General features: G+C 42.9%; 18 protein-coding genes and 3 tRNA genes. 7 read left to right on the top strand and 14 right to left on the bottom strand.

All coding sequences use genetic code 11. The annotated features are described in order from the left end of the window. Window positions 1–42: 42 nt before the first annotated feature. The 4 genes from miaA to tsaE are packed head-to-tail and all read right to left on the bottom strand — an operon-like array spanning window position 43 to window position 4,718. Window positions 43–984: a tRNA (adenosine(37)-N6)-dimethylallyltransferase MiaA gene (gene miaA, locus PR699_RS02315; protein ID WP_004915633.1), complete on the bottom strand. Its 942-nt coding sequence runs from the start codon at window positions 982–984 to the stop codon at window positions 43–45. Further along, complete coding sequence (mutL, locus tag PR699_RS02310; protein ID WP_014657304.1) at window positions 977–2,932, bottom strand: DNA mismatch repair endonuclease MutL; 1,956 nt, start codon at window positions 2,930–2,932, stop codon at window positions 977–979. The genes miaA and mutL overlap by 8 nt, the downstream gene beginning before the upstream one ends. A gap of 11 nt (window positions 2,933–2,943) precedes the next feature. Beyond that, a complete protein-coding gene (gene amiB / locus PR699_RS02305) occupies window positions 2,944–4,239 on the bottom strand; it encodes an N-acetylmuramoyl-L-alanine amidase AmiB (RefSeq protein ID WP_014657303.1) in 1,296 nt (431 codons plus the stop codon). A gap of 14 nt (window positions 4,240–4,253) precedes the next feature. After that, complete coding sequence (gene tsaE, locus PR699_RS02300) at window positions 4,254–4,718, bottom strand: tRNA (adenosine(37)-N6)-threonylcarbamoyltransferase complex ATPase subunit type 1 TsaE (RefSeq protein WP_004915627.1); 465 nt, start codon at window positions 4,716–4,718, stop codon at window positions 4,254–4,256. A 241-nt stretch (window positions 4,719–4,959) separates the two neighbouring features. Here tsaE and queG point away from each other — a divergent pair, with 241 nt between their 5' ends. Further along, entirely contained in the window at window positions 4,960–6,117 is a 1,158-nt protein-coding gene (queG, locus tag PR699_RS02295) for a tRNA epoxyqueuosine(34) reductase QueG (protein WP_014657302.1), read from the top strand. 698 nt (window positions 6,118–6,815) lie between these two features. On the opposite strand, the gene PR699_RS02290 is transcribed toward queG, so the two are convergent. The 4 genes from PR699_RS02290 to orn form a co-directional block, all read right to left on the bottom strand. Continuing rightward, window positions 6,816–6,891: transfer RNA gene (locus tag PR699_RS02290), tRNA-Gly, on the bottom strand. A 39-nt stretch (window positions 6,892–6,930) separates the two neighbouring features. Further along, a tRNA-Gly gene (locus PR699_RS02285) sits at window positions 6,931–7,006 on the bottom strand. A 40-nt stretch (window positions 7,007–7,046) separates the two neighbouring features. Then, a tRNA-Gly gene (locus tag PR699_RS02280) sits at window positions 7,047–7,122 on the bottom strand. A 346-nt stretch (window positions 7,123–7,468) separates the two neighbouring features. Further along, window positions 7,469–8,011: an oligoribonuclease gene (orn, locus tag PR699_RS02275; RefSeq protein WP_014657301.1), complete on the bottom strand. Its 543-nt coding sequence runs from the start codon at window positions 8,009–8,011 to the stop codon at window positions 7,469–7,471. A 117-nt stretch (window positions 8,012–8,128) separates the two neighbouring features. On the opposite strand from orn, the gene rsgA reads away from it, so the two are divergent. From rsgA to PR699_RS02255, 4 genes are all read left to right on the top strand, one after another. Further along, window positions 8,129–9,181: a small ribosomal subunit biogenesis GTPase RsgA gene (gene rsgA, locus PR699_RS02270; protein WP_040133385.1), complete on the top strand. Its 1,053-nt coding sequence runs from the start codon at window positions 8,129–8,131 to the stop codon at window positions 9,179–9,181. Between the two features lie 127 nt (window positions 9,182–9,308). Next, a complete protein-coding gene (gene asd / locus PR699_RS02265; RefSeq protein ID WP_004915608.1) occupies window positions 9,309–10,265 on the top strand; it encodes an archaetidylserine decarboxylase in 957 nt (318 codons plus the stop codon). Between the two features lie 38 nt (window positions 10,266–10,303). Next, window positions 10,304–13,645 carry a miniconductance mechanosensitive channel MscM gene (mscM, locus tag PR699_RS02260; RefSeq protein WP_036942645.1) on the top strand — a complete coding sequence of 1,114 codons (3,342 nt, stop codon included), beginning with the start codon at window positions 10,304–10,306 and terminating at the stop codon, window positions 13,643–13,645. 70 nt (window positions 13,646–13,715) lie between these two features. Then, window positions 13,716–14,048, top strand: coding sequence for a hypothetical protein (locus PR699_RS02255; RefSeq protein ID WP_004915603.1), 333 nt, complete (start codon window positions 13,716–13,718; stop codon window positions 14,046–14,048). A gap of 9 nt (window positions 14,049–14,057) precedes the next feature. On the opposite strand, the gene PR699_RS02250 is transcribed toward PR699_RS02255, so the two are convergent. The 6 genes from PR699_RS02250 to pldA form a co-directional block, all read right to left on the bottom strand. Next, a complete protein-coding gene (locus PR699_RS02250) occupies window positions 14,058–14,849 on the bottom strand; it encodes a tetratricopeptide repeat protein (protein WP_004915601.1) in 792 nt (263 codons plus the stop codon). Between the two features lie 262 nt (window positions 14,850–15,111). Continuing rightward, window positions 15,112–15,825, bottom strand: coding sequence for a hypothetical protein (locus tag PR699_RS02245; RefSeq protein ID WP_014657297.1), 714 nt, complete (start codon window positions 15,823–15,825; stop codon window positions 15,112–15,114). A 223-nt stretch (window positions 15,826–16,048) separates the two neighbouring features. Beyond that, a complete protein-coding gene (gene yigL, locus PR699_RS02240) occupies window positions 16,049–16,855 on the bottom strand; it encodes a sugar/pyridoxal phosphate phosphatase YigL (RefSeq protein ID WP_014657296.1) in 807 nt (268 codons plus the stop codon). A 13-nt stretch (window positions 16,856–16,868) separates the two neighbouring features. Continuing rightward, window positions 16,869–17,864 (bottom strand): lysophospholipase L2, encoded by a 996-nt coding sequence (pldB, locus tag PR699_RS02235; protein ID WP_004915594.1) that lies wholly within the window; start codon window positions 17,862–17,864, stop codon window positions 16,869–16,871. Between the two features lie 15 nt (window positions 17,865–17,879). Then, window positions 17,880–19,706 carry an ATP-dependent DNA helicase RecQ gene (gene recQ, locus PR699_RS02230; protein ID WP_014657295.1) on the bottom strand — a complete coding sequence of 609 codons (1,827 nt, stop codon included), beginning with the start codon at window positions 19,704–19,706 and terminating at the stop codon, window positions 17,880–17,882. Window positions 19,707–19,835: 129 nt separating this feature from the next. Further along, a complete protein-coding gene (gene pldA, locus PR699_RS02225) occupies window positions 19,836–20,729 on the bottom strand; it encodes a phospholipase A (RefSeq protein WP_004915589.1) in 894 nt (297 codons plus the stop codon). A 156-nt stretch (window positions 20,730–20,885) separates the two neighbouring features. On the opposite strand from pldA, the gene PR699_RS02220 reads away from it, so the two are divergent. Continuing rightward, window positions 20,886–21,356, top strand: coding sequence for a thioesterase family protein (locus tag PR699_RS02220; protein WP_014657293.1), 471 nt, complete (start codon window positions 20,886–20,888; stop codon window positions 21,354–21,356). A gap of 159 nt (window positions 21,357–21,515) precedes the next feature. Further along, complete coding sequence (gene rarD, locus PR699_RS02215) at window positions 21,516–22,406, top strand: EamA family transporter RarD (RefSeq protein WP_004915578.1); 891 nt, start codon at window positions 21,516–21,518, stop codon at window positions 22,404–22,406. Window positions 22,407–22,570 lie beyond the last annotated feature (164 nt).

Genomic DNA, 22,570 nt, shown 5'->3' with positions numbered 1-22,570 from the left:
AAAAATTGCGCTTAGCGTTCTAATTGTACACAAACCATAGCTCTATGCACATACAACCTGCATAACAGCCTTAAGCGCTTGCTGTGGTTGTTCACTATCTAACCAATGAACATTTTCCCAGCTTCTCAACCAGGTAATTTGACGTTTTGCCAATTGGCGTGTTGCACAAATTCCCCGATAAACCATTTCATCATAATCTGTTTCGCCTTCTAGGTACGACCACATTTGCCGATACCCCACACAACGAATAGAGGGTAAATCAACATGGAGGTCACCCCGTTCATAAAGAGCACGAACTTCCTCTTCAAAACCGGCGTCTAACATCTGATGAAAACGTTGTTCAATGCGCTGATGTAAAATTTTACGATCTTGGGGCGCAATAGCAAATTGAAACACATTATAAGGTAATTCTTCACCTGCTGTTTGTGTCATTTCAGTCAAAGTTTGCCCTGAAATGAGATATACCTCTAAAGCTCGGGATAATCTTTGTGGATCATTAGGATGAATCCTCGCTGCCGCAACCGGATCGACCTCCGCTAAACGACGATGGATTTCACCCCACCCTTGCTGCTGTGCAATTTTTTCAATCTCAGCACGAGTAGCGGGATCCGCAGAAGGCAAAGGCGAAAGCCCCTCTAGTAATGCCTTAAAATAAAGCATTGTGCCCCCCACAAGTAATGGAATTTTACCTTGAGAAGTTATTTCCTCCATTACATTTAATGCGTCTCGCCGGAAATCAGCAGCGGAGTATGGTAAAGAGGGATCGAGTATATCGATCAGACGATGAGGCGCTTGACTAAGCTCCTCTGCATTTGGCTTCGCTGTGCCGATGTCCATACCACGGTAGATCAACGCCGAATCGACACTGATTATCTCAACAGGCAAGTGTTGGCGTAGAGCAATAGCTAACGCTGTCTTGCCTGAGGCCGTTGGCCCCATCAGGAATATGGCATTCGGTTTTTTCTGAGTTACAAGTTCACTCATTTGTTAGTGTAGCTACCACGGATTGTAAATTAATTAATTGTAATAATGTTGGTGACGGCTTTTTAACATACTGCGGGCAAAGCCGCTCAACATCAGCGAGTAACTGAACTGCTTGTGCTAAGCTCCAGCTTTCTTGTGTTTTTTCTTGTGAAACTGTTTTTGCAAGCCATTGAGCAATATCTTGACGAGATGCCTGCTCTTTTGTCGACAAAAAATTCAGTAAACCCGAAAAAAGCTGAGATAAATTTTGCGTTCTTAACGGTAACGATACCGCATGAATAGTTACTTTTCCATGAGATATCGTGGCTTCAATACCAAATAATGTCAATTGTTCCTTGTTACGCTGAAAAACCGCAATTTCATCAGAATTAAGTGATAATTTTAGCGGGATCAACAACGGTTGAGGTTTTAACGCTTCGCCATCAGGTGATAACTGAGCCAACTTCAGTAAATAATTTGCTTCTGATAAGGATAACAGGATTAGCCCTAATGAAGACTCAATTAATGCAAAGTTTTTTGCGTAAATTGTCAATACTTTGCCAAATGTGAAGTTATTGGTATTTTCTTCCACTGATTGCGAAGAAACTGCTGGAACATCTAATGGTTGCCGACTAGGAAATAGTGGCTTTTTATCTTCTTCAGCAACAGGAACAGACATCAATGCTTGGTACAGTTGCCCCGCTTTTCGGTCATAATGCGTATTAGAAGGCGTAAACGCGCTTTTTTCTCGACTAAAATGATTTGTTGATGTCGGCGATGTAGCCGCTACGGAAGGGGCTGAATGCGAACGACTACTGCCCGTGCTGTCATGTTGCTGTTGCGCCGTACGACTCGTCTCATTTTCATCGTTTTCATTGAGCGTGGATGATGACGAAAAGTAGTTGTCTCCCGCGGATGAACGATTAGTTAATTCATGGGTAACAGGTTCAATACCAGGCAACTCATCTGGCTCATGCGCATTTAATAAGGCCGTTCTCACACCTTGATAGATAAAATCATGCACTAGCCGAGCTTGGTGAAAACGCACTTCATGCTTAGCAGGATGGACGTTAACATCCACTTGTTGGGGGTCAATGGTCAAATAAAGGACATAGGCTGGCTGTTGATTATCATCAAGATGCCCTTCATACGCTTGGCGGATCGCATGGTTAATTAACCTATCGCGCATCATTCGACCATTTACATAACAGTACTGAATATCACTCACTGGCGTCGAAGACGGTGAAACCACCCAGCCTTTAATGCCAAGGTCACCATGCTCCCAAGATATCGCTAGCGCCCCCTGCATAAAACCTGTACCACAGATGTTTGCCAGCCGCCGCTCTTGTTGGGCTTCCCCTTTTGCAGCGCGGTACTGTTTCACCAGCTTCCCATTATGGTTCAAATTGATTGTCACATCAGGGCGAGAAAGCGCGATACGCCGGACGACCTCATCAATATGGCCAAACTCGGTTTTTTCGGTACGCATAAATTTGCGACGCGCTGGCGTATTGTAGAATAGATCAAGCACTTCTACGGTGGTGCCATTTGGGTGAGCGGCGGGTTTGACGGTCACCGCCATATCTCGCCCTTCCGCATAAGCTTGCCACGCCTCTGATTGCTCAGCCGGTTTTGATGTGAGCGTCAAACGAGAGACGGAGCTAATACTCGCCAGTGCTTCACCACGGAACCCCATACTCATGATGGCTTCTAGGTCATCTAACGTGGCAATTTTGCTGGTCGCATGGCGCGCTAACGCTAAGACCAGTTCATCTTTGCTGATCCCACTACCATTATCGCGAATACGGATCAGCTTCTCTCCTCCACGTTCAATATCGATGTCGATGCGTGTTGCACCTGCATCGAGACTGTTTTCAACCAACTCTTTAACCACTGAGGCAGGGCGTTCGACAACCTCGCCGGCAGCGATTTGGTTAGCAAGTTGGGGAGAGAGGATCTGTATTGCCATCACCATCCCCCTTAATTAGGTGCCGCTTGCAACGGATTTACAAGGAAGTATTGCCGCAAACCTTGGTGGATAGCTTCGGCGACCTTCTCTTGATAGTCATTGGATTTAAGCAACTGCTCTTCAGCGCTATTACTAATAAACCCTGTTTCTACCAGAATTGAAGGGATATCAGGTGAACGCAAAACCCCAAGGCTGGCATGCTCTGGGCTACGTTTATGAATATTACCCACTTTTCTTAATTGATGGAGTACTTGTACCGCCACATCATAGCCAACCCGCTGTGAATGACCGAATTGTAAATCGAGTACCGCTTGGCTCAAGTAAGGGTCCGCACCACTTAATGCATCGCCTGCTCCACCTAATAGCTCGGATTGTTTTTCTCGTTGTTCCAACCAGTTACCTAATTCACTATTTGCACGTCGATTTGACAATACCCAAACAGAAGCGCCTCGCGCACTACTATTTGGTGCAGAGTCAGCGTGAATAGAAACTAACATGTTAGCCCCTTTCTTACGTGCAACATCTGAACGCCCACTGACAGAAATAAAATAATCACCATCTCGGGTCATCGCTGGCTTGAACATAGGGTCAGCCTCAAGTTTTGCATACAGTTTACGTGCAACACTTAACGTAACATCTTTTTCTCGATAGCCGTTTTTACCAATCGCCCCGGGGTCTTTGCCACCATGCCCAGCATCAATAGCAATCACGACCTGTTTTGCCCCCTTGGGCATTGTTTTATTGGTTTTAACTGGTGCAGGTGCAACAGCTGGTCGCTGTGCCTGCGAATTCATTTTTAACGGTTTATCTTGCACCGCATTATTAGGCACTTGCATCGGTTGAGTCGTATTATTGAAAGACGTTGGTGCACGATTTTGCCCCGAGGAAAGCGTAAATACCACTTGATACTGCCCAGCGACTTGTTTCAGCGACGTTTGTACTTTTGCCGCTTTTGACAGTTCCAATACGATACGTTTGTGTCGGCTATCCGGTGGCTGGCTGGTACGAACCACTTTAACCAAATCACCAGCAGGCACTCTCATTGGTAGGCCGATAATTTCGCCATTTTGCTTAACATCAATAACTAGCCGCTCTGGCGAATGCAGGGGAAAATATTTGTAATCAGGCTTACCATCCATGAAGGATAGTGTCACCTGTGCATTTGATGGGCTATTATCAACCTGTATGTTCGATAAGGTCGCCGCCTGTACAGGTCGTGCAACTAACCATAATGCAACAATCATCAACAGCAATAAGAAGGAGAAAAAACTTCTTTTTGTTATTTTTCTCGGCAATGCATTCGTCATGAGCAATATATCCCTTAGAGTGCTTGTAATTCTTCTAACAACGACTCCCCATTTGCAGAAAAAGCAATAAAGTGAGCCTGACGCCCTTCATCCTGATAAGTCAAATGGAGTTCAAGATCCGCTTCTGGCAGAAAACCTTTGCCTTGTTGAGGCCATTCCACTAAACAGATCGACTCAGGGGAAAAATAGTCTCGGATCCCCATAAATTCCAATTCTTCTGGATCAGCTAAACGATAAAGATCAAAATGAAAAACCTGCCCATCAGGAAGATCATAAGGCTCCACAAGCGTATACGTCGGGCTTTTTACGTGACCTTGGTGCCCGAGTGCCTGTAAGAAACCGCGACTAAATGTCGTTTTGCCAGCGCCCAAATCGCCATACAAGTTAATCACGACGCCTCGTTGACAGGCATTTGCGACAGCGCGCCCTAGCGCCACTGTTTGCTCTTCGTTGGCAAGTTGTAAAATACGTTCTTTCATGGAAAGTTCAATCAGCTATAGTAAGGAAAAATAGATCAATATAGATATAATGACTATATTAACCTAAGCCGATCCATTTTTCTTAAATAACATTACAGAAATATTTAGATAGTGGATATCAGATAAGCGACTAATCCTGTTACATCACACAACAGGGCATCAGTGATGATTTTGTGAAATCACGGGATCATGGTAAAGTGCCCCTGCAATTTCACTCAGCTTAGCATCAATATAAAATCTAATGGCAACACATCTCGACCTCAACCTTCTTGCACAAAATATCAAACAATGGGGGAGTGAAGTTGGCTTCCAGCAAGTCGGTATTTGTGACACTGACCTTTCCCTTGAAGAGCCAAAATTACAGGCATGGCTCGATAAGCAATACCACGGTGAGATGGCGTGGATGGCACGCCATGGGATGATGCGAGCAAGACCTCACGAATTACATCCCGGCACATTGCGCGTGATCAGCGTGCGTATGAACTACCTGCCTGCAAAAGCAGCTTTTGCCAGCACATTAAGTAACCCTGAATTAGGTTATATTAGCCGCTATGCACTAGGTAGAGATTACCATAAGCTATTAAAAAAGCGCTTGAAAATGCTCAGTGATCGCATCTTGGCATACTGCCGAGAACATATCTGCTCTGACGATCTCAATTTTCGCCCATTTGTCGATTCTGCCCCTATTTTAGAACGCCCTCTCGCCGTCAAGGCAGGCTTAGGCTGGACAGGCAAGCATTCGTTGATCCTTAATCGTGAAGCTGGATCGTGGTTTTTTCTCGGTGAACTTTTAGTTAATTTACCTCTTCCTATCGATCAACCTGTTGAAGAGCAGTGTGGTCGCTGTGTGGCCTGTATGACCACTTGCCCTACCGGCGCGATCGTTGAACCTTATGTCGTCGATGCTCGCCGCTGCATTTCTTATCTAACCATTGAGCTTGATGGCCCGATCCCGGAAGAGTTTCGCCCACTGATGGGGAATCGGATCTACGGCTGTGATGACTGCCAATTGATCTGCCCTTGGAACCGTTTTTCACAATTAACCGATGAAGAAGATTTTAGCCCAAGACGCGTATTACACACGCCCGAACTTCTTGAACTATTTAGCTGGGATGAAGAGACTTTCCTAAAAGTGACTGAAGGTTCAGCAATTCGCCGCATCGGTTACTTAAAATGGCTCAGAAATATCAGTGTCGCGTTAGGCAATGCCCCCTATCAGGACACGATTGTCAACGCATTGCGCTCACGGTTAGGCATGGGGGAGATGTTGGATGAGCATATCCAATGGGCAATACAACAACAATTACAGCGCCGAGAAGAAAACCAAGTAACTATTCAAACTTCACAGCAGAAACGCCTTGTACGCGCCATATCTAAAGGTTTACCTAGGGATGCTTAAAAATAATACACCCCTATACTGCAAACGAATAAAAATCAACTCCGTGTGAATAAAATAAAAAATTGCTTAGCTGACAATAGGTAAAGAATTTGCAAGCTAGGTTAGCCACATTTTAAACAAAAATATTTACTATTAAATTCAGTAAGATATATATCACCACGAAGCAATAGCTTTTTGGAATATGTGCGATTACCTATCATGCTATCCTGTGGATAACTCGGTGCATTAAAGTATTACAGACGCGTAAAAGCACCACAGCATTGATGATAGGTTGTGGATAACTTATTAATGATAGGAAATTAAATAAGTCCTCTTTTTTACTACTCTCAGCAAAATTAAAGCGCTTAAAACACAAGGTTGGTACAAAAAAGTCACTGAAACTGCAAAAATCGGATTTTTTGTTTATTATTACAACTGAAATTATAACAATTTGGATACTTATTGATCGCCCCTATTGGTCAGGGGGTGGCTATTCTATGGCGACAAGTTAATGAATGCAAGCAGAAAAAACCGCAAGATCTGAAAAAGATCCCAAAGAGTGTGATGATCATCACTCTCTGCCGATCATCACTAAAAGAAAAGCATTTGTTGATGAATAAACAGATTCGAACGCAATTCACCTAGTGCATCAAATAGGTGTCATTTCTTAATGAAAGCAGTTGGATTTTTAACAATAAGAGGTAAGAGACTAAGGATTTTGGAGCGGGAAACGAGACTCGAACTCGCGACCCCGACCTTGGCAAGGTCGTGCTCTACCAACTGAGCTATTCCCGCATTTGGATAGGTAACTACAACTAAAACACTAAGAGAGATTGGAGCGGGAAACGAGACTCGAACTCGCGACCCCGACCTTGGCAAGGTCGTGCTCTACCAACTGAGCTATTCCCGCATACCGAAAATAGTGTTCTAGCTAAAACATTAAGAGAGTTTGGAGCGGGAAACGAGACTCGAACTCGCGACCCCGACCTTGGCAAGGTCGTGCTCTACCAACTGAGCTATTCCCGCAAAATACTTTCTTTTTGCTTTACCGTACTCATGAAAATCTTCATCGGTACGGGGAGCGCATTATACGAGAAATTGCACGGCAGGCAAGCCCCTTGGCTCAATTTTTTCACTTTTTTATTTGTTTGCTGATAAATTGGGCATTGTGATGATTTTATCAGCGTTGCAAGTAAACTTCTGATTTCAATCAGTTAACATTTTTTACTTTTTTCTAAAAACGCATCGCCCAATGACGTCCATGCCATGAAAACCCGAATGCCTGTTACTTATACTTTTAACGCGCTGTGATAAGTTAACCGCTAAAAAAATTGGCCACCTTTTGGTCGCCAATCTCAGTTTTCTGCTTTGATTATTTGATAAAGGTCTCACGGTAATAAGCCAATTCTGCAATAGACTCGCGAATATCATCTAAAGCTTGGTGTGTGCCTTTTTTAGTGAAGCCCGCGAGAATTTCAGGTTTCCAGCGACGAGCTAACTCTTTTAGGGTGCTAACATCAAGGTAACGATAGTGGAAATAGCTTTCTAACTCAGGCATGTAGCGGAATAGAAAACGACGGTCTTGACCAACGCTATTCCCACAGATTGGTGATGCCCCTTTTGGTACCCACTGCTCTAGAAACTCAATCGTCGCTAATTCAGCTTCACGCTCACTGAAAGTACTGCTTTTAACGCGTTCAACCAAGCCGCTTGCTGTATGGGTATTCACATTCCATTCATCCATCAAATCCAATTGTGCTTGTGTTTGATGAACCGCAATGACAGGACCTTGTGCTAAAATATTAAGCTGACTGTCGGTAACGATAGTGGCAATTTCGATAATACGGTCACGCTCAGGATCGAGACCCGTCATTTCTAAATCGATCCAGATTAAATTATTCTCATTCTTTTGCATCATATACCCTAACTTGATCCAATGGAGTTCGTGTATGATAACGCGTTTGAGGTATCGACGCGATCCACTCAAGTTAGTAAACAAGAAAACTCAGCCAACAATATCAAGAGAGGTCAGGTGGCTAAGCAGAAACTGTCAAAAGGCCAACAGCGCCGAGTACAGGCAAATCATCAAAAAAGACTTAAAAAACAAAAAGTCACTGAGATTGATGACAGCCTATTAGGAGAAGCGCAAGAAGGGCTAGTGATCAGCCGATTTGGGCAACATGCTGACATCGAAGCAAGCGATGGCACATTACAGCGTTGTAACTTACGTCGAACTATTTCATCTCTCGTCACAGGAGATCGCGTAGTTTGGCGCCCTGCGTTGAATACACAAGCCGATATCAAAGTTAATGGCATTGTTGAAGCCGTTCACGAACGCCACTCCGTCCTAACACGCCCTGACTATTATGATGGGCTAAAGCCTATTGCTGCAAATATTGACCAAATCGTGGTCGTTTCCTCGATTTTACCCGAGCTATCTCTGAATATTATCGATCGCTATTTAGTGGCTTGCGAAACTTTAGGCATCCAACCCATTATTGTCCTAAACAAAATTGACCTATTAGACCAAGAAAACCGTGAATGGGTCAGCGAATTAATGACTATTTACAGTGATATTGGTTACCAAGTACTGGAAGTTTCTAGCCATACCAACGAAGGAATGGAAGCACTTACTAACGCACTGATCGGCAAAATATCAGTGTTTGTAGGTCAATCTGGCGTTGGCAAGTCCAGTTTACTGAACGCTCTTTTGCCTCATAATGAAGAAACCATTTTAGTCAATGACGTTTCAGATACTTCAGGGCTAGGCCAACACACCACAACGACAGCGCGGTTATATCATTTTCCGTTAGGTGGCGATGTCATTGACTCCCCGGGAGTACGTGAATTCGGCCTATGGCACCTTTCTACGGAACAAGTAACAAAAGGTTTTGTCGAATTTAAAGACTATTTAGGTGGCTGTAAGTTCCGCGATTGTAAGCATTTGGATGATCCCGGTTGTCTACTGCGTGAAGCCACGGAAGAAGGGAAAATCGCCGAATCACGGTTTGAAAATTATCATCGTATTTTGGAGAGCATGGAACAGATTAAGCCTCGTGGGAATTTTACGGGTAAAGATAAGTAGTTTTGGCTTAACGACTGACTAACCAAGTGAGCGAGTACTTACATTTATTTTGGTAGGTGATTCATCAATGGTAAAGATTTTTAAGCCTATCGAAACAAAATAGCCTATTTAAAAAAGCAAAGGTACAATGACTGCCTTTTTGCTAACTGGCCTTTACGAATTTGAGGTTAACGTGCTAGATAAGATTAAAATACGTTTGCAATATATGCTACCAAAACAGGGTCTTACAAGACTTGCCGGCTGGTTCGCCGATAAGAATGCAGGCTTTGTCACTCAATGGGCAATTAAGCTGTTTGCAAAAGCCTATAAAGTGGATATGAGTGAAGCACAAAAAAGCGAGTTCACCGCTTATGCAACGTTTAATGATTTCTTTATTCGGCCGCTAAAAGAAGAAGCGCGCCCATTAGTGACAGGAAAACACCAATTAGCGCAACCGGCTGATGGTGCGGTGAGCCAATTAGGTTCAATTCAAGATGACCAAATCTTTCAAGCCAAAGGTCACCATTATACGGTCGAAGCCTTGCTCGCGGGTAATTATCAGCTAGCTGATAAATTCCGTGGCGGTGAGTTTATCACAACCTATTTATCCCCTAGCGATTATCATCGTGTACATATGCCATGCGATGGGTTATTAACCGAGATGATTTATGTACCGGGTGATTTATTCTCTGTCAACCCATTGACCGCCGCCAATGTACCCAACCTCTTTGCCCGTAATGAGCGCCTAATTTGTGTGTTTAAAACCGATGTGGGTCTGATGGTGCAAATCTTAGTCGGTGCCACTATCGTTGGTAGCATTGAAACTGTTTGGGGTGGTTGTGTTAACCAACAGCGTGAAGGGGTTATTAAGCGCTGGACCTACCCAGATCAACTGACTGAAGGTGCCGTATTCTTGAAAAAAGGCGAAGAAATGGGTCTCTTTAAGCTAGGTTCAACCGTCATTAACCTGTTTGAACCGAACGCTATTCGTTTTAATGCCTCACTGATCCCCGGCTATGCGACTCGTATGGGAGAGCTACTGGCGGAAACCGTGGCAAATGATACCTCAGTGGATACCGCCGCTGAGCAAATTGAAACCCAGTAATACCTTATATTGTTAATTGCTTGAAGGAGCTCCTGACTGTGCGTTTGATTATCGGTTTTTTTTTCAGCCTGCTAATCGCCTTCTCTGCGGCAGGGGCTTCCAATAGTACGCCAAATGAAGCACTGATTAAGCAAGAGCTTGCTCAGCTCGACCCCAGTAAAAACCCTAAAGATGCGGAAATAGCGCAAGCATTTCAAGGCGCACTTAACTGGATCAGTGAAGCCAATCAGTCGGAAGCTAAAGCCAAGTCTTATCAAGACGCCATCGATAATTTCCCTAAAATTATCAAGGGGCTAAGACAAGAACTACTCAATGAAAGCGATGAGCCAACCAATATTCCAACCAATATCAGCTTGTCTGAGCTTGAACAACAAATCATTCAAGTGAGTAGTCAGCTTCTCGATCAGGGAAGAAAGACACAGCAGGAGCAAGATAAAGGTCGGGAAATCAGTGAATCGCTAAGTGCATTACCAAAACAATTATCAGAAGCACGCCGCCTCCTTTCTGAAGCGTCATTTCGCTTACAATCACTAAGCTCTCCTACTACACCATTAGCAGAAGCCCAAACAACCTTAGCTCAAGCCGAAGTGAGTGCTCGCAAAGCTGAGGTTAATGAGCTTGAAATGGCGCAATTATCCGCGAATAACCGCCAAGAAATTTCACGCGTCGCTTTAGAACTGAATAAAAAGCGTTATAACCGGCTGGAGCTTGAATTACAAAAATTACGTGAAGTGCAAAATACGTTGCGCCAGCAAAAAGCGGTATTAGCACTCGAACACACCGAAATGCTTGCAGAACAAGGTGAGTTGACCCCTTTCCTTAAAGAGCAAATTGATATTAACCGCAAGCTATCCCAAGAGCTGACTGAGCAAGCGGTTCGTATGAACACTATCAGTACGAGCCAAGCAGAAATCTCCTCGGGAATACAAGATGCACGCCAAGCATTGACAACTATCCGCGAGCAAGCGCAGTGGCTTGATGGTTCAAGTACGTTAGGTGAGGCACTTCGTACCCAATTATCACGTTTACCGGAAATTCCTAAAAGCCAGCAGCTTAACCGTGATATGGCAGATTTACGGGTACAACGCCTAAATTATGAAGATATGCTAGACCGGTTATCCAAACTGGATACCGCCACACAAGAGACCGAAAATAATTTAAGCCCAGCACAAGCGCAAGTCTACTCATCATTAATTAAGACGCGTAAAGAGCTGCTAACCGCGCTCATTTCTGGCTTTGATACCGAGATGTTAGAGCTGACAAAATTAAATGTCGCCACTAGCCAACTAACAGACGCATTAAAAGATGTTAAAGATGCGTCACACCGTTATCTGTTTTGGGTTGCCGATGCTCCACCGGTAACACTCCACTATCCTGTTTTATTGATAACAGATATTACTCAGTTGCTCTCTTTAGACACCTTATCGCAGCTCACTGGTGCCTTTAAAGTGATGTTAACAACTCAAGACACCTTCCTATATCTGTTTGGCTCGATCATTTTAGTGATTTTTAGTATTAGCACGCGTAAGCATTATCAAGACTTTCTAGATAGAGCAAGCTTACGCATTGGTAAAGTGACTCAAGACCACTTTTACCTCACCATACGCACGATTTTTTGGTCCATTATTGTGGCGCTACCACTCCCAATGATGTGGTCTGCCATTGGTTATGGCCTGCAAAGTGCTTGGCAATACCCGATGGCGGCGGCAATAGGTTATGGTGTCAGTGCCACAACTCCCGTACTATGGCTATTTATGATCAGTGAAACATTTTCACGCCCAACGGGTCTATTTATTGCGCACTTTGGTTGGGATAAAGATGCGGTAAAACGTGCGATGCGTTATTACCGGCTCGCGATTTTTGTCATCGTACCTCTGATGATGGCGCTGATCACTTTTGAGCACTACAGTGATAGGGAATTTTCTGCCTCCATCGGTCGCTTCTGCTTCTTGCTACTGTGCTTTGCATTGAGCTTAATGACAAACAATTTGCGCCGCACCCATGTGCCTCTCTACCTTGATAGACATGGTTCAGGGGATAACCTAATCAATAAAGCACTGTGGTGGATGCTGCTGGTTGCACCGATTATCGCTGCATTCTTCTCACTATTAGGCTACTTCTCAACGTCTCAAGCCCTGCTTGGCCGTTTAGAGACCTCTGTCGCGATATGGTTTGTATTATTGATTGTCTACCATGCTATCCGCCGTTGGATGTCAATACAGCGCCGTAAATTAGCCTTTGAACGAGCCAAACAACGTCGTGCAGAAATTTTAGCGCAAAGGGCCAAAGGGGAAGAAGATATTCACCAACCCAATGCGAGTGGCGAAGGGAACATTGATATTGATGAGCAAGTGATTGACCTTGATGCAATCAGCGCGCAATCCGTCGGGTTAGTCCGCTCAATCCTCACGATGATAGCGTTGGTTTCTCTCATTTGGCTCTGGTCTGAACTCCACACTGCATTTTCGTTCCTTGAAAATATTCGTCTGTGGGATGTAACCTCGACAATTAATGGGGTCGATACTGTTCAGCCGATCACTATGGGGTCTATCTTTATCGCCATACTGATCATTATCGTCACGACTCAGTTGGTGCGTAACTTACCTGCACTCCTTGAATTGGCAGTATTGCAGCACTTAGATTTAACCCCTGGTACAGGGTATGCCATCACGACATTAACCAAATACTCATTGACCATCATTGGTACCATCGTTGGTTTCTCAATGCTCGGGATTGATTGGTCAAAATTACAATGGCTGATAGCCGCCATGGGGGTTGGTTTAGGTTTCGGCTTACAAGAGATTTTTGCCAATATTATTTCTGGGTTGATGATCTTATTTGAAAAACCAATTCGAATTGGCGATACCGTGACGATCCGTAATCTGACAGGGAGTATTACAAAGATTAATACTCGAGCCACAACCTTAACAGATTGGGATAGAAAAGAGATTATTGTGCCTAATAAGGCCTTTATTACTGAGCAATTTATTAACTGGTCCTTATCTGACACGATCACGCGTATCGTGATGACGATCCCTGCTCCTGCCGATGCAGATAGCCAGCAAGTGACCTCTATCATACTCAGTGCGGCCGAGCGTTCCACGATGATACTTGATAACCCGAACCCAGAGGTTTATTTAGTTGATTTACAACAAGGCATTCAAATCTTTGAATTGCGTGTTTATGCTGCTGAGATGGGGCATCGGTTACCTGCACGTCATGAAATCCATCAAAACATACTGGCAGCATTTGCAGAGCAAGGCATTACCTTGCCATTCCCACCATTCCAAGCTCGAGTGGACATACGGGAGAATGCACTGCAAAGCGCAACAAACAACCTCTCTGGTCGCAACCCTCCGCGTAAATCCGGGGAGTTATAATGGCGATATTCAAGGTCAGCGGCCATCAAGCCGTTGGCCTTAATACTCAATCGATGATTAAGGTAGAAAAATGAAAGCGCCCATTGAACCACAAGATGAACTGACTTTATTGCGAGTCTCTCAACTTGAGAAGATCGGCTCCATTCTGTTTTTTCTTATTCCACTCATCATCTTACTGGTGGTAGGTAAATCATTTGCAGTCAACATCCTGTATTTATGGCAAGTGCTGACCCTGTTATATATTGTGGCGTTTCGTATTTTGGTGAGTAAAGTATCAAATAAGCAACTACAGTTGGATGTGCGTCGGGGATGGGGATATAACCGTTTTTACCGTATGAGCTGGGCCTATCTTGTATTATCCGTGATCATTATGGTGGGATATCGGATCATATCCCACGAATGATCAGATCATTCAACCTGCTTTAAATCCATAGGATTGAATATAGTTCTCTGCTAATTTTTGCGCTTGCTTTAATTCGCTTTCGCTTAATTGCTCTGCGACTTTACTTTGCAGCCGATGGCTCTCTTTATTACCGCTATACACCGCGGTGGTTAGCCAAGCATAAGATTGCTGAAGGTTTTTCTTTACACCTTTCCCTTCAGAGTACATGACCCCTAAACGATCTTGTGCTTTTGCATCGCGCTGCTTCGCAGCTTTGCGGAACCAAAACACTGCTTTTTCATTATCGAGATCAACACCACTGCCGATAGAATACATTTGGCCAATATGGAATTGGGCAATCACGTTGCCCCCTTGAGCGGCCTTTCTGAACCAATAAGCTGCCTTTTCGAGATCTTGAGCGACACCAAGGCCTTGAGCATACATCATCGCCATATTGGTTTCTGCCCGTGTATCATTCTGTTTAGCCGCTTGTTGATACCAAAGCATCGCTTTATCGTAGTCTCGGCGAACGCCAAAGCCATTCACATACATTGTTCCTAATTGGAATTGAGCGTCTGCATTGCCTTGATCACCCGCCTTGATAAACCATTCAGCAGCGACTTTAGAATCTTGAGAAACGCCATTACCTTTAAAATAGCGTTGACCGAGAAGATATTGTGCGGTTGGATCACCTTTTTGTGCTAATTGCGTAATTTGCTCTATTGTCTGTTGTGAAGGTGCCGATTTTATCGGGGGAGTAGCCAGTAATAATGAACTATAGCAAACAGAGCCCAACAATAGCGCTAACGCAATTTTTTTCATCCTAAACAACCCTCAACAGTGCAAATTACCGACTGCGAAAACAGTGTGATCCATTATTATCGGCAAACTGCTGCTAAGCTATAGCCTAAACACACTGCCGACTCGTTGATAGTTTAATGCCACTTGCATACAGAAAGAATAGGAAAATTGACTTTATTGCAAATTCAGCATCTTTTTTTAAGTTTGTTGTATAAAATGAGATATTTCCTGATCCAAGTAAGGTGTCGGCAACACCTTACTTTCGTTATGGTAAGACACACGCTTACGGTTTAGCATGGCACAATTGATTGGGTAAAAAAGCATCGAGAGAGTTGTCTCGAAATACCGGTATTTCGCTTTCTGCTGGAGGGAGCGCACTAATATGGCTTGATAGCAATAACTCATCGGCTCTCTCTTGTATTCTCCGGTATAACACAATGTCTCGAGGCAGCTCCCCAGTTAACCGAAATACATCTAATGTTTCTTTAATCGGCTCAAGGTCACTATTAATCCCTTGTAGGTCATATTGAAGATAACCTCTCACTTCAATTAACTGCTGCATTTCCTCAATAATTTGACGGTATGAACCATAATAAGAATGACTAATGCGGCTTAATTCATCGTTAACTTTATCGAAAAATTCCTGTGATACTATAAAGCTATTTAGCATTTCAATATCATTATCAAATTGAGTGGCTTGATATAATGCTGAACCAACATTAATTGCGCTAATTTCATCGAGTATACTTTTATATATTATTTGTTTTTCTAAAATCAATCCAAATAATTCCTTGTTATTTTCCAAATCAGATTTTAGATTATTTAACATACTGAAAATAAATTGAAAATCACCTTCGTTAACCTCATTATCCATTGAGTTAAAACTCATTTTAGCTGATTGATTTAATTGCAATACCCTCTCTTCATACAGCTTTATTGAACGATGGGCGAGACTTATTTTTTCTAGGAGCTTTTCCACTCTGACGTCGATATCCATACAAATTCCCTCTATTTTCAAGCCTAGATAAACAATATTATTTTAATATTAATAGCATAGCTTAAACTAACTTAATTTAGAGTTAAAATTTATATTTCACATATAAACGCTGTTTTTATTTAATATTTAAATAGCTAAGCAGTAGGTGAATGAATAGATTTGCGATAATAAAATAGAGGTCGTTTTATCGACCTCTATTTTCGGATAACATTTAATTTTTACATTATGCTAAATAGAGCTTTCTTAAATAACGCGCTACCGCATCATCGGCATTAGAGCCAATGACCTCAAGTTGAGGTAATTCATCTTTAAGCATCTGGTGAGCATTTTCCATAATGCAACCTTTCCCTGACAAGGTCAGCATTTCTTTATCGTTCATACCATCACCAAAGGCGATACAGTCATGCATTTGATAACCTTGAAGTGCCGCAACTTGTTGCAGGGCTTCCCCTTTAGAAACCACACCAGCCATGACCTCTAAGCAACTACGTAGTGAAAAAGTCACATTAACACGATCTTGCCAACGTTCACGGATGCGATTTTGTAAATCTACCAACATATCGTGATCTTCACTGGTGTAATAGACTTTACAAACATCTGAAGTATCAAAGTTATGGCGATCAAATAGCGTGTACTGAAATACCGATTCTTTAAAGAACTCTTTCTGTTCGGGGCTTTCACGGTTAATAAACCAGTCATCTCCCCCGTAATAGTTGGTCACCAAATCAGGGTGATCAAACTCCATCAAGCACAACTCATGAGCAATTTCAGGATCAACATTATGCTTAAAGATCAATTCACCTTTTGTATTGTGTACCCGTGCACCATTCGACGTGATCATATAGGCATCAATACCTAAACCATCTCTAATTTGTGCAACATCCACATGGTGACGACCCGTCGCAAACACAAAATGGATATCTTGTGTTTCTACTAATTGTTTCAGTGTTTCCTTGGTGAAAGCGGTTAAATCATGATTAGGAGATAAAAGAGTACCGTCCAAATCAGAAGCAACAACAGGATATTTCATAAATCATTCCTAGCTAATACTGCTCAAAAAAATCACAGATAGCATTAAGCGCCATCGCTCTTAATGCATCCACTTCAAACAGGATTTCGTGGTGTGCCCCTTCAATCACGAGGGGTAATTTTTCTTCTCTTCCTGTCTGTGCTTTTTGCCGACTTTGACAAAAAGCCTGTAGCTCTCGATTGCTGACCACTTTATCTTCACTTGCTTCTAACACCAACAGTGGTACATCAATTTCTCCCGCCCGGGCAATTAGCTCATCGCCAATTGCAAAACTTTCTTTTAACCAATGATAGGTAGGGCCACCTAGCCGCAATTCGGGATAATCCGCATAATAGCGGAGATAACGCCGGTAACGTTCCTGACTGTGAGTCAACACATTGATCAAATAAGGCAACGGCTGCCATTTCCCCGTTGAAATCGCATAGTCATTACGCACACTGCGGTGTAGCTCCGCCCGATCAACAATAAAGCTCGCTAACCAGTGTGGGATCGGTAAATTAATCCCAATCATAGGGGCGCAAAACGCCGCTGCATCAAAGGTGACATTATCCCGTAATAAATAGCCGCCGAGGATCGCACTCCCCATTGAGTGAGCTAATGCATAACATTTGAGATAATGCCGACATTGCACTTCAAGTTCAACAAACTTTGCAAAATCATCAATATAGTCAGTAAACTTTTCAACGTGGCCTTTTTGTGGATCATCCAACATACGTCCGGAGCGCCCCTGCCCTCGATGGTCAATAATAAAGACATCGAAACCGAGGTGATAAAAGTCATAGGCAACTTCTGGGTATTTCATATAGCTTTCGCTACGACCAGGAGAGATAACAACGGCTTTATTATTTAGGGAATGGGTAAAACGAACATAGCGAATAGGAACATCATCGACCCCTAGAAATTCGGCTTCTTCTCTGCGCAACCAAAAGTCTAAAAGTGGACCGTTAGCAAATGCAGAAAATTGAGTTTCTCGGTTTAACCAATTTTCTTTCAGCTTTTCTGGGGTCATATGTATATCCTTTCGTCATTCGTAACCTTCAAGATGGTCCCTAATCAATGTCATAAAAGCATCACCAAAGCGTTCAAGCTTTTTCTCCCCCACACCATTAATTAACAACAATTCTGAAGGGGAAGCCGGACAATGCTCAGCCATCTCAATCAGGGTTGCATCATTAAACACAACGAATGGAGGAATATTCTCTTCGTCTGCTATAGATTTACGCAATTTGCGCAACTTAGCAAATAACTTCTTATCATAGTTTCCTCGATAAACTTTGCTTTGCTGATTACGGCTTTTTGCCACCAAAACACGAGGAACAGCAAGTTGCAAAGCGGATTCGCCGCGTAATATCGGCCTAGCTGCTTCCGTTAATTGCAACGCTGAAAAATGCGTAATATTTTGTGTGATCATCCCAAGATGGATCAACTGGCGGATAACGCTGACCCAATGCTCATGGGATTGATCTTTACCGATGCCATATACCGGTAATTTATCATGGCCTAGCTCGCGGATGCGCTGATTGTTTGCCCCGCGCAAGACCTCAACAATATAACCAATACCAAAACGCTGACCAACACGGTAAATACAAGATAGCGCTTTTTGGGCATCCACTAGCCCATCATACTGTTTTGGCGGGTCTAAACAGATATCACAATTGCCACACGGCGCTTGCCTATTTTCACCAAAATAATTGAGCAGCACTAATCGGCGGCAAGTTTGAGCCTCCGCAAATGCAGCTATCGCATTCAACTTATGGCGCTCAATATCCTGCTGCAAGCCAGCGGGTTTCTCTTCAAGACAGCGGCGTAGCCATGCCATATCCGCAGGGTCATAAAATAGTACGGCTTCCGCTTCAACCCCATCGCGACCTGCTCGCCCTGTTTCTTGATAATAGGCCTCGATATTGCGAGGGATATCAAAATGCGCCACAAAGCGCACATTGGACTTGTTGATCCCCATACCAAAAGCCACTGTTGCCACAACAATTTGTAGGTTATCTTTTAAAAAAGCATCTTGTACCCACTCTCGTTGTTGGTTATCTAACCCTGCATGATAAGCTGCAACGCTTAACCCACGTTTTTGCAGACGCTCTGCCGTTTCTTCCACTTTGCTACGGCTATTGCAATAGACAATACCCGCTTTACCTTTTTGTGCTTTGATAAAGAACCAAAGCTGATCAAGCGGTTTATATTTTTCGACTAAGGTATAGCGGATATTGGGTCTATCAAAACTGCTGATTTGTATCAAAGGGTCATGTAAGGCCAATAAACGTACGATATCGGCTCGTGTCGTTTCATCTGCTGTTGCCGTTAATGCCATGATAGGAACATCAGGGAAGTGCTGCCGTAACTGACCAATGGCGCGATACTCAGGACGAAAATCATGCCCCCATTGCGAAACACAGTGTGCTTCATCCACCGCCAATAAACTGATATTCCAACTACTCAGCTGGCTAAGAAAATAGTCAGTTAATAACCTTTCGGGCGCAACATACAGCAACTTGATGGCGCCTTCGGCGCATAAGGCCATCACGTCTCGCTGCTCTTGAGCGGTTTGAGAGGAGTTTAAACAAGCTGCTTTGATACCATGAAGGCGTAATTGGTCGACCTGATCTTTCATTAGGGAGATCAAAGGCGATACCACCAGCGTTACCCCCTCTTTAACCAGAGCAGGAACTTGATAACATAGCGATTTACCGCCCCCAGTTGGCATAAGCACCAAACAATCGCGGTTATCGAGTATGGCACGAATAACAGCTTCCTGCCCAGGGCGGAAAGACTGATAACCAAAAGTATTATTGAGTATACTTTCAGCCAGTGAAAACTGGGAGATCACTTCAGCTGTAGACACGCGGATCCTCAAATGACAAACTGATAGCTGCTCAATAGAGCAGCATCTAAATAGCGGGTTAGCACTCGGTGTTTTTCAAGGTATCACTTGAAATAGAGTTGCAGTATGCTAGCAAATAAGCGCTAATGACTAAAGCATATCATTTAGCATCACACCGATACCAAAACGTGTTTGTCGGTAATCATAATCAATCATCGATTCGCCATAGCCACTAAACAACTGGGTATATAATCGCACATGTTTGGTAATGGGATAGCTCCAACCCAATTCCGCGGCACCATAACCACTGTTCCAGTTGTAACGCCCTGTCGCGGTAATCACACTGTCACCTAGAGCATAACCCACTTTTAGTCGATAGTAGCCCATGTATTTGGTGATATCTTTATTATCATCGCTGCCTTCACTCTCATGAATGCGATACCACGGTTTTAAATCAACTTGCCAATTGCCATTTTGTGCCATGGCCCGCGCATAAATGCGGTTCCAGCTGCGAGAGGTTGGCTCTGAGCGACCGTTCGACTCGTGGTTAAAGCCTGTTTCCAGCTCTCGTAATGTCCAACCTCCCCATTGATAATCTGTTGCCCAACCAATAAATAGCTGAGGTTCATAATTGGTTTCGCGAAATGGTGAAGACTCTTTTTTATTACTTAATTGCCACCAAGAACGCTGAGTATATGACGCCGCTAATACGGAGTTTTCCCCCGCAATCCCGCGCCATAAAGGGAAACCTAGACTAATCTGAAACTTTACTTCATCGCGCAATGCATCTTTACCCCAATCATAGCTTTTTATCGCCTCTTTATTCATAGATGAGGTATAGGTATAAATAATGTAATTGGATTCATAAGGGTAAAGTACAAAAGGACTCTCGTAATTTTGTAATAACCCAGAAATAATGCTGCCTCTAATTGGCGTTTTCTCTGTTGTATCTACGGAAGTTAATGTATCTGTATTTTCTGCGGCGAATAATGATACAGACCAAAAACAGAGCACAGTACCAACTAATTTGTGAAAAACGCGCATTCTGTTATTCCTATTCTGAAAAAATCCCAAAAAAGTTTATCTCATTTTACACACAAAATCTGACAACTGCTGAAAGATTATTCGTTCATTTCATAGAGACATATTTTATACATAGTGATAACTTATTATTCACATATTTTTTAAAGGATGAATAAGATGAATGACCGTACTTATACATTAGAAGAAGCGAGTAAGCTCATGAGTGATGCGTTTATCTATAAAATGCCTTTTAATCAGCTTTTGGGAATACAATTGGCTCAGATAAATGATGATTTTGTCCAACTAACAATTAAGAATCGTCCAGAATTGATTGGTAATTTTACACAAAACATTCTTCACGGTGGTGTCATTGCATCAATATTAGATGTCGCTGGTGGCATGGTATGTATTAACCGTATTCTCCAACGGATCACACCATTAGTGCATCAAGATATTGTCGATAAAATGTCAAAAATGGGCACCATTGATCTACGAGTTGATTATTTACGTCCTGGTCGAGGTGAAGTGTTTACTGCAAGCGCCAGTTTATTACGCGATGGCAATAAAATTGCGGTGACGCGTTGCGAACTACATAACGAACGTAATCAGCATATCGCAACAGCCACGGCCACTTATCTCATTGGATGAAACGAGAAAGTAAAAAATTAGTTACTTACTCAACTAATAACTTGTAAAAAAACTCGAGCAATGTCACATTAATAAGGTCATAAATCGAGCCGATATTTTCTAAGGCTCGATATCTCAATCGACTTACTTTTAGCCGTTTATTCAAATTCAGAGCCAATAATGAGCCAACAAAATACCATCAAAGGCGTGTTATGTGCCTTGGGCGCTTATTTAATTTGGGGCGTCGCACCTATTTATTTTAAAACCATCCAAGAGGTGCCGGCAGAAGAGATACTGACTCATCGTATTATCTGGTCATTTTTCTTTATGTTGGTTTTATTAACTGCAACAAAACACTGGAGCTATATGCGCCAAGTGTTAAAGCAGCCTAAAAAAATCCTTATATTAGGCGTCACCGCGGTGACTATCGCTTCCAACTGGCTAATTTATATTTGGGCCGTTAACCATGGATATATGTTGCAAGCTAGCCTAGGCTACTTTATTAACCCTCTGGTGAACGTTTTATTTGGAATGCTATTTCTGCAAGAGCGCTTTCGCCGCATGCAGTGGGTCGCGGTTATTTTAGCCTTAACGGGTGTTCTTATTCAGTTATGGCAATTTGGCTCCGTTCCGGTTATCGGACTTAGCCTCGCCGTGACTTTTGCAACCTACGGTTTATTACGGAAAAAACTTGGAGTTGATGCCCAAACGGGAATGACATTTGAAACCCTGTGGTTACTCCCAGTGGGCGTTATTTTCTTGCTGTTCTTTGCCGATAGCCCAACCAGCAACATGGCAATGAATGATTGGCACTTAAATGTGTTATTAATCCTTGCTGGTGTTATCACAACCGTGCCATTGTTGCTATTTACTGAAGCAGCTAACCACCTTCGCTTGTCGACACTGGGCTTTTTCCAATATTTAGGGCCAACTATTATGTTTTTACTCGCGGTATTTATCTACGGCGAAAAAATGACATCAGAGCTACTCGTGACATTTGGCTTTATTTGGGTCGCATTAATTTTATTTACCTTGGATGCACTTTACACACAACAAAGGTTAAGAAAGTAATTCCTGTAAATTGCCTATATAAAGGCAAAGCCCAAAACACTGACCTTTATTTATTTATGAATAAAAGGTCAGTGTTTCATTTTATGGAACTGAATGAGTTAATTTATTTTAAGCATAATAGACAATATGCTAATTCATCACGTTTATCTAAATGTTAACTCAAC

The sequence above is a fragment of the Providencia sp. PROV268 genome (assembly GCF_028477805.1).
Taxonomy (GTDB): domain Bacteria; phylum Pseudomonadota; class Gammaproteobacteria; order Enterobacterales; family Enterobacteriaceae; genus Providencia; species Providencia stuartii.
This window is presented reverse-complemented; position numbering and strand designations above follow the sequence as displayed.

Bases quoted from the DNA above. Each gene is read 5' to 3' on its own strand.
- PR699_RS02255 (WP_004915603.1), top strand. From the start codon at position 13,716: ATGAAAGCGCCCATTGAACCACAAGATGAACTGACTTTATTGCGAGTC.
- PR699_RS02250 (WP_004915601.1), bottom strand. From the start codon at position 14,849: ATGAAAAAAATTGCGTTAGCGCTATTGTTGGGCTCTGTTTGCTATAGT.
- rarD (WP_004915578.1), top strand. From the start codon at position 21,516: ATGAGCCAACAAAATACCATCAAAGGCGTGTTATGTGCCTTGGGCGCT.
- miaA (WP_004915633.1), bottom strand. From the start codon at position 984: ATGAGTGAACTTGTAACTCAGAAAAAACCGAATGCCATATTCCTGATG.
- orn (WP_014657301.1), bottom strand. From the start codon at position 8,011: ATGCAAAAGAATGAGAATAATTTAATCTGGATCGATTTAGAAATGACG.
- tsaE (WP_004915627.1), bottom strand. From the start codon at position 4,718: ATGAAAGAACGTATTTTACAACTTGCCAACGAAGAGCAAACAGTGGCG.
- amiB (WP_014657303.1), bottom strand. From the start codon at position 4,239: ATGACGAATGCATTGCCGAGAAAAATAACAAAAAGAAGTTTTTTCTCC.
- yigL (WP_014657296.1), bottom strand. From the start codon at position 16,855: ATGAAATATCCTGTTGTTGCTTCTGATTTGGACGGTACTCTTTTATCT.
- PR699_RS02220 (WP_014657293.1), top strand. From the start codon at position 20,886: ATGAATGACCGTACTTATACATTAGAAGAAGCGAGTAAGCTCATGAGT.
- asd (WP_004915608.1), top strand. From the start codon at position 9,309: ATGACTGCCTTTTTGCTAACTGGCCTTTACGAATTTGAGGTTAACGTG.
- pldB (WP_004915594.1), bottom strand. From the start codon at position 17,864: ATGACCCCAGAAAAGCTGAAAGAAAATTGGTTAAACCGAGAAACTCAA.
- mutL (WP_014657304.1), bottom strand. From the start codon at position 2,932: ATGGCAATACAGATCCTCTCTCCCCAACTTGCTAACCAAATCGCTGCC.
- pldA (WP_004915589.1), bottom strand. From the start codon at position 20,729: ATGCGCGTTTTTCACAAATTAGTTGGTACTGTGCTCTGTTTTTGGTCT.
- queG (WP_014657302.1), top strand. From the start codon at position 4,960: ATGGCAACACATCTCGACCTCAACCTTCTTGCACAAAATATCAAACAA.
- PR699_RS02245 (WP_014657297.1), bottom strand. From the start codon at position 15,825: ATGGATATCGACGTCAGAGTGGAAAAGCTCCTAGAAAAAATAAGTCTC.